Origin of the sequence: Streptomyces sp. NBC_01498, from assembly GCF_036327775.1 — a bacterium.
In the GTDB taxonomy this organism is placed as follows: Bacteria; Actinomycetota; Actinomycetes; order Streptomycetales; family Streptomycetaceae; genus Streptomyces.
This window is the reverse complement of record NZ_CP109598.1, coordinates 2,401,860-2,416,222: the sequence shown is the minus strand read 5'-3', so window position 1 is coordinate 2,416,222 and position 14,363 is coordinate 2,401,860. Positions and strand designations below refer to the sequence as shown.

The 14,363-nt window shown below is 71.8% G+C and carries 15 protein-coding genes and 2 pseudogenes; 15 read left to right on the top strand and 2 right to left on the bottom strand.

The genetic code is table 11. The features are described from left to right. Window positions 1–3 precede the first annotated feature (3 nt). The 13 genes from OG875_RS09985 to OG875_RS09925 all read left to right on the top strand — a co-directional run bounded on the left by OG875_RS09985 (window position 4) and on the right by OG875_RS09925 (window position 11,178). Window positions 4–1,251, top strand: coding sequence for an AAA family ATPase (locus tag OG875_RS09985; RefSeq protein WP_330173870.1), 1,248 nt, complete (start codon window positions 4–6; stop codon window positions 1,249–1,251). A 65-nt stretch (window positions 1,252–1,316) separates the two neighbouring features. Next, entirely contained in the window at window positions 1,317–1,760 is a 444-nt protein-coding gene (locus OG875_RS09980) for a TadE family protein (protein WP_330173869.1), read from the top strand. Between the two features lie 3 nt (window positions 1,761–1,763). Further along, window positions 1,764–2,291, top strand: a complete 528-nt coding sequence (locus tag OG875_RS09975; RefSeq protein WP_330173868.1) for a TadE family protein — start codon at window positions 1,764–1,766, stop codon at window positions 2,289–2,291. Window positions 2,292–2,390: 99 nt separating this feature from the next. Next, window positions 2,391–3,728 (top strand): CpaF family protein, encoded by a 1,338-nt coding sequence (locus tag OG875_RS09970; RefSeq protein ID WP_330173867.1) that lies wholly within the window; start codon window positions 2,391–2,393, stop codon window positions 3,726–3,728. Between the two features lie 120 nt (window positions 3,729–3,848). Beyond that, the gene (locus OG875_RS09965) at window positions 3,849–4,787 is read left to right on the top strand and encodes a type II secretion system F family protein (protein WP_330173866.1); all 939 of its coding nucleotides are present in this window, start codon (window positions 3,849–3,851) and stop codon (window positions 4,785–4,787) included. Window positions 4,788–4,803: 16 nt separating this feature from the next. Next, window positions 4,804–5,688 carry a DUF5936 domain-containing protein gene (locus OG875_RS09960; protein WP_330173865.1) on the top strand — a complete coding sequence of 295 codons (885 nt, stop codon included), beginning with the start codon at window positions 4,804–4,806 and terminating at the stop codon, window positions 5,686–5,688. A 58-nt stretch (window positions 5,689–5,746) separates the two neighbouring features. Next, window positions 5,747–7,093, top strand: coding sequence for a sensor histidine kinase (locus OG875_RS09955; RefSeq protein WP_330173864.1), 1,347 nt, complete (start codon window positions 5,747–5,749; stop codon window positions 7,091–7,093). 92 nt (window positions 7,094–7,185) lie between these two features. After that, complete coding sequence (locus OG875_RS09950) at window positions 7,186–8,292, top strand: response regulator transcription factor (protein ID WP_330173863.1); 1,107 nt, start codon at window positions 7,186–7,188, stop codon at window positions 8,290–8,292. Between the two features lie 194 nt (window positions 8,293–8,486). Beyond that, complete coding sequence (locus OG875_RS09945; RefSeq protein WP_330173862.1) at window positions 8,487–8,726, top strand: hypothetical protein; 240 nt, start codon at window positions 8,487–8,489, stop codon at window positions 8,724–8,726. After that, the gene (locus tag OG875_RS09940) at window positions 8,723–9,370 is read left to right on the top strand and encodes a pilus assembly protein TadG-related protein (RefSeq protein WP_330173861.1); all 648 of its coding nucleotides are present in this window, start codon (window positions 8,723–8,725) and stop codon (window positions 9,368–9,370) included. Before OG875_RS09945 ends, OG875_RS09940 begins: the two co-directional genes overlap by 4 nt. Window positions 9,371–9,456: 86 nt before the next feature. Then, a complete protein-coding gene (locus OG875_RS09935) occupies window positions 9,457–9,990 on the top strand; it encodes a hypothetical protein (protein ID WP_330173860.1) in 534 nt (177 codons plus the stop codon). Continuing rightward, complete coding sequence (locus tag OG875_RS09930) at window positions 9,990–10,655, top strand: OmpA family protein (protein ID WP_330173859.1); 666 nt, start codon at window positions 9,990–9,992, stop codon at window positions 10,653–10,655. Before OG875_RS09935 ends, OG875_RS09930 begins: the two co-directional genes overlap by 1 nt. A 286-nt stretch (window positions 10,656–10,941) precedes the next feature. After that, window positions 10,942–11,178 carry a hypothetical protein gene (locus tag OG875_RS09925; protein ID WP_330173858.1) on the top strand — a complete coding sequence of 79 codons (237 nt, stop codon included), beginning with the start codon at window positions 10,942–10,944 and terminating at the stop codon, window positions 11,176–11,178. 356 nt (window positions 11,179–11,534) lie between these two features. Here OG875_RS09925 and OG875_RS09920 read toward each other — a convergent pair. Together OG875_RS09920 and OG875_RS09915 are read right to left on the bottom strand one after the other, a co-directional pair. Next, window positions 11,535–11,712 (bottom strand): annotated as a pseudogene (locus OG875_RS09920) (CbiX/SirB N-terminal domain-containing protein); the annotation flags it as partial. A 258-nt stretch (window positions 11,713–11,970) separates the two neighbouring features. Beyond that, on the bottom strand, window positions 11,971–12,348 hold the full coding sequence (locus OG875_RS09915) for a DUF192 domain-containing protein (protein ID WP_330173857.1): 378 nt from the start codon (window positions 12,346–12,348) through the stop codon (window positions 11,971–11,973). Between the two features lie 103 nt (window positions 12,349–12,451). Here OG875_RS09915 and OG875_RS09910 point away from each other — a divergent pair, with 103 nt between their 5' ends. Together OG875_RS09910 and OG875_RS09905 are read left to right on the top strand one after the other, a co-directional pair. Next, the gene (locus OG875_RS09910) at window positions 12,452–13,339 is read left to right on the top strand and encodes a prepilin peptidase (RefSeq protein WP_330173856.1); all 888 of its coding nucleotides are present in this window, start codon (window positions 12,452–12,454) and stop codon (window positions 13,337–13,339) included. 96 nt (window positions 13,340–13,435) lie between these two features. Then, window positions 13,436–14,214, top strand: a pseudogene (locus tag OG875_RS09905) (class I SAM-dependent methyltransferase). Window positions 14,215–14,363 lie beyond the last annotated feature (149 nt).

Genomic DNA, 14,363 nt, shown 5'->3' with positions numbered 1-14,363 from the left:
CGCATGACGACCAGACTCCTCCCGGTGGTCGGTGATGCCGACGCCGCCAGATCGATCACCACACTGCTCAGCCAGTTGCCCGACGCGGAGCCGGCCGGGCCGGTCGGCGACTCGACCTCGCTGATCGACACCCTGGCCCGGCTGGCCGCCGAGTCGATCGACGAACTGCCCGAAGTCGTCCTGGTGCACGAGCGGATCGGCCCCGTGCCGGCCCTTGAGCTGATCCGGGAGGTGGCCCTCCGCTTCCCGGCGGTCGGGGTCATCCTGGTCACCGCCGACGCCAGCCCCGGCCTCTTCTCGGCCGCGATGGACTCCGGCGCCCGGGGACTGGTCGGGCTCCCCCTCTCGTACGAGGAACTCGCCCAGCGCGTCCAGGCCGCCGCGGCCTGGTCCGTGGGCGTACGGCGCCATCTCGGGCACGGCGGCGACGTGTTCACCGGTCCCGGCGGCACCGTCGTGACCGTGAGCGGGGCGAAGGGCGGGGTCGGTACGACGGTCGCCGCCGTCCAACTCGCCCTCGCCGCGCGGACGTCGGGCATGACGGTGGCGCTCGCCGATCTGGATCTCCAGGCCGGCGACGTCGCCTCGTACCTGGACGTGCAGTTCCGCCGCTCCATCGTGGACCTCGCCACCATCCAGGACATCTCGCCCCGCGTGCTCCAGGACGCGGTCTTCACCCACCCGACCGGGATCGGGCTGCTGCTCGCGCCGGGCGAGGGCGAGCGGGGCGAGGAGATCAACGACCGGTCCGTACGCCAGATCGTCAGCGCGCTGCGCAACCGCTACGAGGTCGTCATCGTCGACTGCGGCACGCAGACGACGAGCGCGAACGCGGCGGCGATCGAGATGGCGGACACCACCCTGCTGCTGACCACCCCCGACGTGGTGGCGGTGCGGGCGGCCAAGCGCATGGTGCGCCTCTGGGACCGGCTCCAGATCCGCAAGGCGGAGGAGACCACGATCGTGGTCAACCGCTACATGCGGAACACCGAGATCCAGCCGCCGCTCATCGAGAAGATCACCAGCACCAAGGTGTCGCGGGTCGTGATCCCGGCGAACTTCAAGGAGCTGCACGCGGTGGTCGACGCCGGCCGCATGCAGGACCTGGAGTCCAAGTCGACCGTGAAGCAGGCGCTCTGGGCGCTCGCCGGGGAACTGGGCCTGGTGAAGGCCCCCGAAGGCGACCGGAAACAGGGGAAGCTCAAGGGGGACCGGGGCTCCGTCGGGGTCCGGCGCGGGCGGACGAAGTAGTGGACCAGGCAGCGGGCAGACCCGCGTGGCCGACAGGCCGACGAGCTGAGGGGGCACGTTGAACCATGAGCAATCCAACAGCAGAGACGCCGGACGAGGGCGCAGCGGTGACCGCGCCCCGCGGTGACACGCCGCGCCGGGGCCGGACGCGGGACGACCGGGGCCAGGCCGCCGTCGAGTTCACCGGAATGGTGCCGCTCATCCTGGCCGTCCTGATCCTGCTCTGGCAGGGCGCGCTCGTCGGCTACACCTTCTCCCTCGCGGGCAACGCCGCCGACGAGGCGGTCCGCGCCGCGACGGTGGCGGAGAACAGCCGGATCGACGAGTGCACGGACGCGGCGGAGGAAGACCTGCCGGACTCGTGGGACATCGCCGGCATCGACTGCTGGGCCGAGGAGGAGAACGACCTCGTCCGGGCGGAGGTCGAGCTCGACGTACCGATCCTCTTCCCGGGCTTCGACATCGACGTCAATGTCACCGGCAAGGCCGCCGCGCCGAGGGAGAGCTGACCCATGGTGAACCGAAAGCTCCGGGGCGAGGACGCGGTACGGGCGCGGGACGCCGTACGGCACGAGGCCGCCGTACAGCACGACACCGCCGGGTGGCAGGACACCGCCCTGCCGCACGACGCCCCCGTACGGCAGGACACCCCGGTACGGAAGGACGCCCCCGTACGGGACGGGCACCCGCGCCGCGCGTACCGGTCCGACGGCGGCCAGGCGGCGATCGAACTCGCCGGCACCGTCTTCATCCTGCTCATCGCCGGCCTCGCCGTCATCCAGCTCGGCATCGCCGCCTACGCGGTCCAGCAGGCGGGTACGGCCTCCCGGGCCGCCGCCCGCGCCGCCTCCCAGTACGACGCGGGCTGGCAGCAGGTGGGCGAGTCCTCGATGAGCGACTGGCTCGCCCAGGGCACGACGTTCACCTCCCAGCCCGGTGCCGAGGACTACGAGGTCACGGCCGAGGTGGAGATCCCCTCGATACTGCCGATCTTCGACCTGGGCGAGGCGACCAGGAGCACCACCATGCCGATGGACTGACGCTCCGCCCGCCCCGCCGCCGGCCCGCCGGAGCCGGCCCGCCGGAGCCGGCCCGCACCACCCACAGCATCGCACCAGCACCACCTGGGAGTTGAGGACATGAGCCTGAGGGCGCGCATCAGCAGCCCCGAGCCCACCGGACGCAGCGAGGAAAGCCTCCTCGTCGGTGTCTACCGGGCCAAGCTCCTCGAGGAGATCGACCTCGCGGAGATGTCCGCGCTGGCCGCGGCCGAGCGCCGGGCCAGGCTGGAGCGGGTCCTCGGCCACATCATCAGCCGCGAGGGCCCCGTGCTCTCCACCGGCGAGCGTTCCCAGCTGATCCGCCGCGTCGTGGACGAGGCTCTCGGCCTCGGCATCCTGGAACCCCTGCTCGAAGACGCCTCCATCAGCGAGATCATGGTCAACGGACCCGAGCAGGTCTTCGTGGAGCGCAGCGGCCGGCTGGAGCTGCTGCCGATGCGGTTCGCCTCCAACGAACAGCTGATGCAGACCATCGAGCGCATCGTCTCCACGGTCAACCGCCGGGTGGACGAGGCCAATCCGATGGTCGACGCGCGACTGCCGTCCGGTGAGCGTGTCAACGTCATCATCCCGCCGCTGTCCCTCAGCGGTCCCATCCTCACGATCCGGCGCTTCCCGCGCGCGTTCACCCTCCAGGAGCTGATCGGACTCGGCTCGCTCGACGAGCAGATGATGGTGCTGCTGTCCGGACTCGTCCGCGCCAAGTTCAACGTGATCGTCTCCGGCGCCACCGGTACCGGCAAGACGACCCTCCTCAACGCGCTCTCCGGCCTCGTCCCGTCCGGCGAGCGCATCGTCACCATCGAGGACTCCGCCGAACTCCAGCTCCAGCAGCCGCACGTGATCACCCTGGAGACCCGCCCCGCCAACGTCGAGGGCAAGGGCCAGGTCACCATTCGCGACCTGGTCCGCAACTCCCTGCGTATGCGGCCCGACCGCATCATCGTCGGTGAGGTCCGCGGCGGTGAGACCCTCGACATGCTCCAGGCCATGTCCACCGGTCACGACGGCTCGCTCGCGACCGTCCACGCCAACAGCGCCGAGGACGCGCTGATGCGACTCCAGACCCTGGCCTCCATGTCCGAGGTCGAGATCCCCTTCGAGGCGATCAAGGACCAGATCAACAGCGCCGTCGACGTCATCGTGCAGCTCACCCGGCACGCCGACGGCTCCCGGCGACTCACCGAGATCGCCATCGTCGACTCGCACGGCCGCGAGGAGTACCGGATCGTCTCGGTCTGCCGCTTCCTGGCCCAGCCCATGTCCACCGAGGGCCAGGTCAAGGGCCACTTCGAGTACTACCCGCTGCCCCGCAGGATCGCGGAGCGCCTCTACATGCGGGGCGAACCCATCCCGCCCGCCTTCGGCGTCGCGCAGTCCGAGGACGACCTCGCGCTGCGTACGGCGGTCGCCTGATGACCGCCGCGAACCCCGCGTACCCCGAGACCCACGTGACCGCCGCGCCGGCCCCCGGGAACGCCGCCGCCCCCGACCACCGTCCCTGCCCGCCGCCCACCGAGAAGGTCCCCGCACGACATGGATAATCTTCCGCTTCTGACGATCGGCGTCACACTGCTCACGTGTGTGCTCGGCGTCATCGGCGTGCACGTCTACTCGTCGGGCAAGGCCCAGCGCGAGGCGCTCGTCGACCGGATGTCCCAGACGGGGCAGATCACGACGAGCGGCCGGCAGCGCCGCTTCGGAGCCTTCGACCGGCGCCTGCGCGCCACCGGCTTCGGCAAGCGCGTCGAGCGCAAGATCACCGTCACCGGCCTCGACCTGACCCCGGGCGAGTACCTGGTCTACATGGCGGCCGGACTGCTCGGGCTCTACTTCCTCATCGGCGCCGTCTTCGCCTCGTTCTTCGGCGTGCTGGCCGCGCTGGCGGGCCTCTGGGGCGGCAACGCGTTCCTCAACTGGCAGCGCGTCAAGCGCACCGAGGCGTTCATCAACCAGCTCCCCGAGCTGACGCGCGTGCTCGCCAACGCCACCCAGGCCGGTCTCGCGATGCGTACGGCCCTGGTCATGGCGTCCGAGGAACTCGACAACCCGGCCGGCGAGGAACTGCGCAAGGTCGCCGACCAGCTGGCCGTCGGCCAGTCCCTGGACGACGCCCTCGACGAACTCGCCCAGCGCCTGCCCTCCCGCGAACTCGTCGTCCTCGTCACCACCCTCGTGCTCTCCAGCCGGGCCGGCGGCCAGGTCGTCACCTCGCTGCGCAACCTCACCGAGACCCTGGAGGAGCGCAAGGAGACCCGGCGCGAGGTCAAGACGGTGCTCTCGCAGATCCAGGTCACCGCCCTCGCGGTCCCCGCGATCGGCCTCGGCTTCCTGCTGCTCATCAACAACATGACACCCGGCGCGCTCGACAAGATGACCGGCGCCACCGCCGGACAGGTCGGCACCATCCTCGCGTTCGCGCTGTACGCCGTCGGATACATCGCCATCCGGCGGATGTCCCGGATCCAGGTCTGAGAGGGGGAACACGACAATGGGACTGATTCTCGCCGCCGTCGTGGGACTCGCCGTGTACGGCGCCTTCCACGGAGTCCGCCTCTACCGGGCCGACGCCAAACTCCCCAGCGACCTCGCGATCGCCCTGGAGGTCGGCGCCACCCGTACCACCGCCGTCGGTTCCGGCATCGACCGCATGGGCATGCGCTACGCCCCGTCCGTCCTGCGGATGATGGGACCCAAGCGCGTCGACGCGATTCGCCGCCGCCTCGACATGGCGGGCAACCCCGGCGGTATGACCGTCGACCGCTACGCCGCGCGCCGCGCCGTCTACGGCTTCCTCGGCGGCTTCGCCTGCTTCGCCCTGATCATCCGCGGCCAGGTGCCCCTCGGGATCTTCGCCCTGATCTACGGGTTCTTCTGGACCGACGTCATCATCCGCGTCGCGATCAGCAAACGCCGGGACGACATCGAACGCACCCTGCCCGACTTCCTGGACGTCCTCGCCGTCGTCGTCTCCGCCGGACTCGGCTTCCGGCAGGCCCTGGAGCGGGTCGCGGAGCGCTACAGCGGCCCCTGGGCGGACGAACTGCGCATCACCCTGCGCCAGATGGACATGGGCGTCAGCCGCCGGGAGGCCTTCGACCATCTGCGCCGGCGCAACGACTCCGACCAGGTCTCGATGTTCGTCACCGCGCTCCAGCAGGGCGAGGAACTCGGCGCGCCGATCGTCGACACCCTCATCCAGATCGCGAACGACATGCGCCGCACCGACGCGCAGAACGCCCGCCGCAACGCGGCCAAGGCCGTTCCGAAGACCACGCTCGTCGTCACGATGGTCATGCTCCCGGCCACCATGATCCTCATCGTGCTGAGCTTCTACTACGGCTCCGGCGTCGACTTCGCGAACATCCTCGGCTGACCGGGCCGATGCCCGACCGAACGCAGTCCAGCGACAACCGAGCGGGAGGTGAGTCCTCATGACCCCGGCACTGGCCGTACTCACGGGCGGCATCAGCAGCGAACCACTCGGGCAGACCACCGCCACACGCCGCAACGTGCCCTCGCTGCCGATCCAGATCAACGCCCTCCAGGCGCTGTGCCGTCAGGTCTTCGGCTTCCGCCTGGCGATGATCGCGCTCGCCTCCCCCTTCGCGCTGCAACGCACCGCGGCGGGGATCGGCACCTGGCTCGTCGCCTCCGCGGTGGTGGTCACGTTCATGGTGTCGTACCTGCTGTTCCGCGACTGGGAGCGGTTCGGGCCGATCCTGCTGAGGCATCCGCTGCTCCTCGCCGCCGACACCGTGGTCGGCGCGCTCCTCCTCGTCACCGCGTCGCCGGACTCGACCGTCGCGTACGTCACCATCTGCACGCCCCTGCTGGCGGGGCTCGTCTACGGCTGGCGCGGTGCCGTCCTGTTCGCCCTCCTCCAGGCCCTGCTGGTGGCCGGCGCGTACGCCGTCAACACGGACGTCGAGGTCGGCTTCAGCGCCCTGCTGCTGCCCGGCCTGTGCGTCATCGCGGGCGCCGTGGGCACCACCCTGCGCAACCTCATGATGGGCTTCGGCACCGCCAGCCAGGCGCTCACCGAGGCGCGCGCCCGGCTCGCCGTCACCGGCGCGGTCGAGGAGGAACGGGCCCGGCTCGCCCGCGAGATGCACGACTCGGTCGCCAAGACGCTGCACGGGCTCGCGATGGCCGCCGACGGTCTCGCCAGCACCGCCGACCGCATGGACCCGCTCACCGTCAAGCACCAGGCGGAACTCGTCGCGCGCTCCGCCCGCCGGGCCGCCGCCGAGTCCCGCGAACTCCTCTCCGACCTGCGCCGGGAGTCCGGCCTGGACGGCGGCGTGGACGTCGTGGACGAACTCCGGGCGCGCACCGAGGACTTCACCCGGCGCCACGACCTCCCGGCGTCCTTCCGGCCGCTCGGCGAGACGGCCGTGCCGCCCATTCCGCACGCCGTCGCCCGGCACGCCCTGACCATCGCCACCGAGGCGATGGAGAACGCGATGCGGCACGCGCAGCCGTCGTACGTCGAGGTGTCGGCGGGCGTCGTGCGCGACGTCCTGCGCATCAGCGTGTACGACGACGGCAAGGGGCTGCCCCAGGGCACCTCGCTCGAAGACCTCCGGCGGGCGGGCCACTTCGGTCTCGTCGGCATGGTGGAGCGCGCGGCATCGATCGGCGCCCGGATCCGCATCGGCCGGGGCCGGGCGGCGCAGGGCACCGAGGTACGGCTGGAGATCTCGCTGCACGCCCTCGGCCTGTCCCGCACCGGACACCATCCGCACCATCAGCAGCAACCCGAACCTCTGCTCACGTGATCCCCGCTCGCCCGACCCGGATCACCGCTCCGTACCGGTCCGGGACCACCAGCCCACCCACCGTTCCCATCCATGGAGAGGAGGCCGCAGCCATGCCGGACGACGTCTCAAGGAGTTCCGGGCAGCACTGGACCCAGCAGTCGCACGTGTCGCAGCACTCGTCGTCGCACGCCACACCGCTCAGCTCGGAGCAGACCGCCGGAATCCCCACGTCCGCACCGCCGACGGCATCCGGAGGATTCCCCGCCCTGCCGGGCCCGATGCCCGCCGCCCCCGCGCTGCGCGTGGTGGTCGCCGACGACAACCCGGTGGTACGGGCGGGACTGACCGTCCTGCTGTCCGGCCGCGACGACATCGAGGTCGTCGGGGAGGCGGTCGACGGCCGCCAGGCATATGAACAGACGGTCCAGCACCGGCCGGACGTCGTCCTGCTGGACGTGCGTATGCCGGGTGTCGACGGGATCTCCGCCCTGCCGCACCTGGTGCGGCTCGCGCCCGTACTGATGATGACGTACAGCCGGGAGAGCGAGATCGTCCACGAGGCGCTGCGGCTGGGCGCGGGAGGCTATCTCGTGCACGGTGAGTTCACGGCCGACCAACTGGTCGCCGCCGTACGGGACATCAAGCAGGGCCGGGCCCACTTCACGCACTCGGCCTCCAGCGCGCTGCTGGCGAGCGTGCGGGGCGGCGGTGGCGCCGACCCGGGGGCCGGGGCGCTGCCCGAGGGGCTCGGTACGGCGTTCACGGGTGCCGGTTACCAGCCCGTGCAGCCGGGTCATTCGTCTGCGAACGCACATGCGGCTCCTGGCCATCCCCCGTATGTTTCTCCGACAAACAGGCAAGTAACACCCGGAGATCGGGAGTTGAAGCCGCAACAATTTGCTCAAAGGTCTTCGCTTTCGCAAGCGGATATGGCACATTCTCCTCAGGGACAGGCGGTGCCGGGGATGCCGGGCACGGCCGGGGCGACCGGGTCACCGGAGGGCCTCTACTCGGAACTGAGCCAGCGGGAGGTGGAGATCATGGATCTGATCGCGTCGGGCATGACCAATCAGCAGATCGCCGCCGCCTGCTTCATCAGCCAGAAGACTGTCAAGAACCACATCAACCGCATCTTCGCCAAACTGAACGCGGGCAGCCGGGGCGAGGCCATCGCCTTCTGGCACGGTGCGCGCGGAGGGGCGGGCGGCCGTGGCTGAGCGGACGGACAGGCCCGGATCCGGGCGCTGGTACCGGAGTTGGGCCCCGTGGCCCATGGTGTCGGGTGTCGCACCGTCGTACGGTTCTCCTGTTGTCGGCGGGTCCGGTCGGGAGGAAGCCGGAACCGCGAACGACGGCAACGACTCGTACGAGCCGGCCGGTGGACGGCCGGCCGACACACAAGGGGACTCACATGTCGAGCGTCACGCCGAAGACGGCCACCACCACTCTTCTGTCCGTGCGGACCTGGGCGAACACGGCCGTCACGGCGATGAAGCGCCGCGGCGACCGGGGACAGGGCGCGGTCGAGTACGTCGGCGTCATCGTCCTGGTGGCACTGATCATCGCCGCGATCGTGGGCTCGGGCGTCGACGAGTCGATCGCCAACGGACTGACGGAGAAGGTCGGAGAGATCCTGGGCGGGGGAGAGTGACCCGACGAGGCATCCGCGAGTCAGGGCAGGCCGCCCCCCTCTACGTCACGATGGTGGCGGGCCTGCTCTTTCTCGCGCTCGCGTTCTTCGCCGTGGGCCAGGCCGGTGCGGCGCGCAACGGCGCCCAGTCCGGGGCGGACGCGGCGGCCCTCGCGGCGGCCCAGGAGTCCCGCGACGCGTTCGGGGACGAGTTCCTGGCGAACTTCTTCGACCCGGACTTCCTCGAGAACGTCTTCAACGGCGATCTGGTCGGCCCCTTCGTCGGCTGCCCGGCCGCCGAGCAGCTCGCCGACAAGAACGACGTGACCGTGAAGCCGGGCGAATGCCGGCCGGCGGACGGTTTCCGCTGGGGCGTCACCGTCGGGGTCGAGACCCAGGAACCGATGGGCGACAACATCCTGGCCGACACGGCGGACGAGAAGGCCGAGGCCACCGCCACGGCGGTCGTCGTCCCGCGGTGCACGTTCGAGCGGGCGCCGGAGGAAGAGGAGCCGGAGGAGGGCGAGGAGCCCGAGGAGGGCGCTGACGAGCCCTCGCTGCCCGGTGAAATCCGGTGCGACGGCGGGCTCCTGGACCTGAACCCCACGAATCTGGTGCTGCCGGACATGTCTGTCCTGTTCTCCGTCCGACTGGCCGAGGACTGACCGCGAGTGAACGCAAAGGATCAACACTGATGAATATGCGGCATGGAACGAAGGCACGCAGGGCGACGGGGTGTGCCCTCGCGGCTGTGGCGCTGACCGTGTCCCTGACGGCGTGCGGCAGTGGCGACGGGGGCGGCAAGGACGACGCCGCCACGTCGTCCGCCGCGCCCGGCGAGGACAAGTCGAAGGACGACGACGGCGGTACCACGGTGCCGGACACCAGCCAGACCCTCGCCACCATCAACGGCGACGAAGGCATCCAGCTGGTCGTGCACACCGCCGTGCGCGACGAGGCCGGCTTCCTGACCGTGACCGGAACACTCAAGAACACCACCTCGCAGCGCGTCACCGTGCCGATCTCCTGGAACGGCGACGAGAACCAGGTACGGCGCACCGGCAGGTCCCTCGCGGGCATGACGCTGGTGGACAAGCAGGAGAAGAAGCGCTACTTCGTGCTGCGGGACACCGAGGGGCATCCGCTCACCACGACGGGCATCTCCACCTTCAAGGCCGAGGAGAGCTTCACGGTCTTCGCCCAGTTCCCGGCGCCGCCCGACAGCACGTCCCAGGTCGATCTCCTGATGCCGACGATGCCCGCCGCGACGATTGAGATCTCGTGATGGCCGTGACCGCGCGCACGCGCCGGGCAGTCGCCCGGCCCGCGGCGGTCGCCGTCGCCGCGGCCGTCCTGTTCACCAGCGTGCAGTTCACCCTGGCCACGAGCGCGTCGGCCGACGAGTCGCCGAGCACCCCGCCGGGGACCGAGTCGACCTCACCGCCGCCCGAGGTCAACGGCACCTCCCCCGGGCTCAAGCTCCGCGACGGCGCGACCCTCGCCCCGGCGCGGGTGCTTCCGATCATCTCGGTGGTCGAGTCCGAGGGCGGTGAGGAGCGTCGCGAGGACACCAGCGAGACGGTGAAGTTCGCGCTCCAGGCCGAGGTCCTCTTCGGGAAGGACAGCGCGAAGCTCTCCAGCGCCGCGAACTCCCGGATCGCCGCCATCGCCGCGGAGATCGAGAAGGAGGGCGCCACGAAGGTCCGCGTCTTCGGCTTCACGGACAACCTCGGTTCGTCCGCCCACGGCGACGTGCTCTCCAAGCAGCGGGCCGAGGCCGTGCACGGGGTCCTGGAGAAGGAACTCGCCTCCGCGGGCATCCAGTACGAGATCCGCGGTTACGGCGAGCAGTTCCCGATCGCGGACAACGGCAACGAAGAGGGACGCAAGAAGAACCGCCGCGTGGAGGTCTCCTTCCCGCGCGGCGCGGCGGACGCGGCGCAGAACTGAGCCCACCGGGTCGGCAGACCCCCGCACATACGGTCGGCCCGGACTTCGGTCCGGGCCGACCGTATGTGCGCCGGCCGGCCGGCCGGCCGGTGGTCGTTCCCTCCCGGGCCCAATCGTCCGGTTGGGCCCGGGATTGGGCCTGCGGGCCCATGCCCGGGAGGGCGGGGCGCCGTAAGTTCTTCCATGTCGCCAGCGGCTCCGGCCAGGAGGAAGCCGGAACCGCCGGCGGCACCCAAGAACTGATGAGCGTCGGCCGGTTCGGCCGGCCGACACACAAGGGGACGCCATGTCGAACGTCACGCTGAAGGCCGCCACCAACGCCAAGCTCTACGTCGGCTCCTGGGCCAACACGGCCGTCACCGCGATGAAGCGCCGCAGCGACAAGGGCCAGGGCGCGGTCGAGTACGTCGGCGTCATCGTCCTGGTCGCCCTGATCATCGCCGCCATCGTCGGCACCGGTGTGGACGAGACCATCGCCAACGGTCTGACGGAGACCGTGGACGGCATCCTCAGCGGCGAGTGAGCAAGCCACCGCCAGCCCCCACAGGGAAGGCCCGCCGGCATCGTGCCCCGATGCCGGCGGGCCTTCTCTTTGTGCGCGGACGGGCGGGCGGCGTCGGGCCGGCCGGACCGCGTCCGACGGTCAGCCGGCCGAACGGGTCGGTCGCGTCGGGCCGGGCGGGTGGCTTCCACCGGGCGGGTGGCTTTGATCGGGAAGATCGGGCAGGCCGGAGCACCGGGCGTATCGCTTCAGGCCCGGCACCCCTCGCGCGCCGACCGGGCTCGGCCGCGCCGACGACCCGCCGCGTGGGCGAGATCCTGTCCGGCGGAGGATCGTGGATCGGCCCCGGGGCGGCCGGTGCGGGGCACCGCGAGGCGGAGGCCGTCGCTCCAGGACGGCGAGCAGCCCGGGGTGCGGGCCGAGCGGACGGCCGTACGTGTACGAGATCCCCGGACGGCGCCCCTGCTCGCGCTTCGGGGCGGTCGGTATGTCGCCCTTGGTGTGCCCGGCGGACACCGGCATCAACGGCACGGCGGGGAAGCGTCTGACGCCCCGTGCTCGTACGGGGCGTACCCGGGCCACTCCGAACACGCCGCGACGTGCCGTGCCGGACGTTCCGGGCGCGCGAAGATCCGCCGGACACGGCCGAGATGAATAGCCTCTCGTCCGGGATCGTGCCGGGGCGGCGCTTCCCGGCACGCACGATGTCTCCTGTGCCCCCGCAGGGCGCAGGAGGTGCCGCTGCGGGCTCGTCGGCCGCACGCACCCACGTCACCCGACCGCCGGTCACGGCCCCGTCCGCACGGACAGGCCCTACCGCCCGGACACGTCCTCGGGCGTCGTGGACACGGTCAGGCGGACGCCCGGACGGACACCCCAGCGCTCCATCGCCCCGGCCTCCGCCTCCAGTACGTGCCGGGCCCGCAGGCGGGGCAGGGGCATCCGGCCCGGTTTGACGGTGTGCACGTGGACGACCCTCAACTCCTTGTCCAGATAGGCCACATCGATCGTGAAGCGCATCCGGAAGGTGTGCACGCTGTTGCACGGCGTGATCAGCAGAGCGCCGTCGAGCCCGGTCCGCCCGAGCAGGCCGCGCCGCCGGGTGCCGTACGAGGCCGCGATCTCCAGCTCCACCGGCTCGCCCCGGCCCTCGACCGTCAGTCTGCCCTTGCCGTTCCGCCAAGTACCCATGGCGGTAGACCCTACGACCCCACCGTCCGGGCTCCCTTCGCGGTGCCGGGCAGTGGGCCCCTGGACCCATGACCCGCCCCGCGACGCCCCTTAAGGTCGACCTGTGTACGCCACGCTGATCGTTGTCGCCGCCCTCTGGGGCGCGGGCGCCGGGCTGCTCCTGCCGCGCGCCGCCTACCGGCTCTCCGTGGAGCCGGACCAGCCGTACCGCGACAGCTGCGAGGCCGGGCACCCGATCACCGGGCCCGCCAACGGCTGGCTCGGCAGGGCCGGTTGCGCGACCTGCGCGGCAGCCGGCGGCCTGGTCACGGCGCCGGAGCCGGGCGCGCAGGCGGGACCGGCGGCCGGCGCGCCTCCCGGGCGCACGGAGTCCGGTTCGGCGGCGCTCCCCACCACCGACGAGTCCGGCACCCCGTCCGACGAGCCCCGGCCCGTCCTGCGCGGCGCGCGCTACGTCCCCTCGCTCCCCGCCGTCCTGGTCACCGCCCTCGTCTGCGGGCTGCTCGCCGCCGCCACCGGGCCCCGCCCCGAACTCGCCGTCTGGCTGCTCCTCACCCCCGTCGCCGGACTGCTCGCCCTCGTGGACCGCAACGTGCACCGCCTGCCGGACCAGTTGACCCTGCCGCTCGCGGGGGCCGCCGCCGTACTCCTCGGCCTCGCCGCGCTCCTGCCGGCCCACGGCGGCTCCTGGCCGACCGCGCTCCTGGGCGGACTCGCCCTCGGCGGCTGCTACTTCGTCCTCTTCCTGATCAACCCGAACGGCATGGGCTTCGGCGACGTCAAGCTCGCGCTCTCGCTCGGTGTGATCCTCGGCTGGTACGGCTGGCTGGTGCTGTTCGTGGGGGCGTTCGCCGGTTTCCTGTTCGGGTCGCTGTACGGACTCGGGCTGATGGCCCTGCGCCGGGCGAACCGCAAGTCCGCGATCCCGTTCGGCCCGTTCATGATCGCCGGGGCGCTGCTGGGCGTCCTGCTCGGCGCGCTCGCGGCCTGACTTCCAGGGGCGCATCGCGCGACGGAACCCGCGCGAGGGACCCCGGCTCCGGAAAAACGTTCGCGGCCCGTCCGGAGCCCCTGCGACGATCCCCCCATGTCCACCGCGCCCCGTCCCCGCCCCGATTCCTTCGACGCGCTGGTCGCCGAGGCCGACGCCGTCCCCGTCGACGGCTGGGACTTCTCCTGGCTGGACGGGCGGGCCACCGAGGAGCGGCCCCGTGGGGGTACGCGCGGTCGCTGGCCGCGCGGATGGGCCGGGCTGGCGCCGCCCTCGACCTCCAGACCGGGGGCGGTGAAGTCCTCGCCTCCGTACCGGTGTTGCCCCCGCTCACCGTGGCCACCGAGTCCTGGCCGCCGAACGTCGCCCGCGCCGCCGCGCTCCTGCGCCCGCGCGGCGCGGCCGTCGTGGCGGCCCACGACGCACCGCTGCCCTTCGCCGACGCCGCGTTCGACCTGGTCGTCAGCCGCCACCCGGTGCGCGTGCGGTGGACCGAGGTCGCCCGGGTGCTGCGGCCCGGCGGCACCTACTTCTCCCAGGAGGTCGGCCCGGCGAGCGTCTTCGAACTGGTCGAGTGGTTCCTCGGGCCGCAGCCGGCCGGCGCCCGTGGCGCGCGCGACCCCGAACGGGCGAGGAAGGCGGCCGAGGCGGCCGGGCTCGATGTCGTGGACCTGCGGACCGCTTCGCTGCGCACCGAGTTCCACGACATCGGCGCCGTCGTGTACTTCCTGCGGAAGGTGATCTGGATGGTGCCCGGCTTCACCGTCGACCGGTACCGGGACCGGCTCGCCGCCCTGCACCGCCGCATCGCGACCGAGGGCCCGTTCACCGCCACCACGACCCGCTTCCTCGTAGAGGCGGTCAGACCGCGCTGAACGCCGCCGCGCGCCCCCGGATCGCCGGGGGCGTCACGCCGGCGCCCAGCACGGGACTCGCCGACGCCCCCATTGAGTGGCGACTTCTCGCCACTCAAACGGGCCGGAGGGCGCCGCCAACCCGCTGTCCAGCGACTTTCCCTCGCGGG

Bases quoted from the DNA above. Each gene is read 5' to 3' on its own strand.
- OG875_RS09985 (WP_330173870.1), top strand. From the start codon at position 4: ATGACGACCAGACTCCTCCCGGTGGTCGGTGATGCCGACGCCGCCAGA.
- OG875_RS09980 (WP_330173869.1), top strand. From the start codon at position 1,317: ATGAGCAATCCAACAGCAGAGACGCCGGACGAGGGCGCAGCGGTGACC.
- OG875_RS09975 (WP_330173868.1), top strand. From the start codon at position 1,764: ATGGTGAACCGAAAGCTCCGGGGCGAGGACGCGGTACGGGCGCGGGAC.
- OG875_RS09970 (WP_330173867.1), top strand. From the start codon at position 2,391: ATGAGCCTGAGGGCGCGCATCAGCAGCCCCGAGCCCACCGGACGCAGC.
- OG875_RS09965 (WP_330173866.1), top strand. From the start codon at position 3,849: ATGGATAATCTTCCGCTTCTGACGATCGGCGTCACACTGCTCACGTGT.
- OG875_RS09960 (WP_330173865.1), top strand. From the start codon at position 4,804: ATGGGACTGATTCTCGCCGCCGTCGTGGGACTCGCCGTGTACGGCGCC.
- OG875_RS09955 (WP_330173864.1), top strand. From the start codon at position 5,747: ATGACCCCGGCACTGGCCGTACTCACGGGCGGCATCAGCAGCGAACCA.
- OG875_RS09950 (WP_330173863.1), top strand. From the start codon at position 7,186: ATGCCGGACGACGTCTCAAGGAGTTCCGGGCAGCACTGGACCCAGCAG.
- OG875_RS09945 (WP_330173862.1), top strand. From the start codon at position 8,487: ATGTCGAGCGTCACGCCGAAGACGGCCACCACCACTCTTCTGTCCGTG.
- OG875_RS09930 (WP_330173859.1), top strand. From the start codon at position 9,990: ATGGCCGTGACCGCGCGCACGCGCCGGGCAGTCGCCCGGCCCGCGGCG.
- OG875_RS09925 (WP_330173858.1), top strand. From the start codon at position 10,942: ATGTCGAACGTCACGCTGAAGGCCGCCACCAACGCCAAGCTCTACGTC.
- OG875_RS09915 (WP_330173857.1), bottom strand. From the start codon at position 12,348: ATGGGTACTTGGCGGAACGGCAAGGGCAGACTGACGGTCGAGGGCCGG.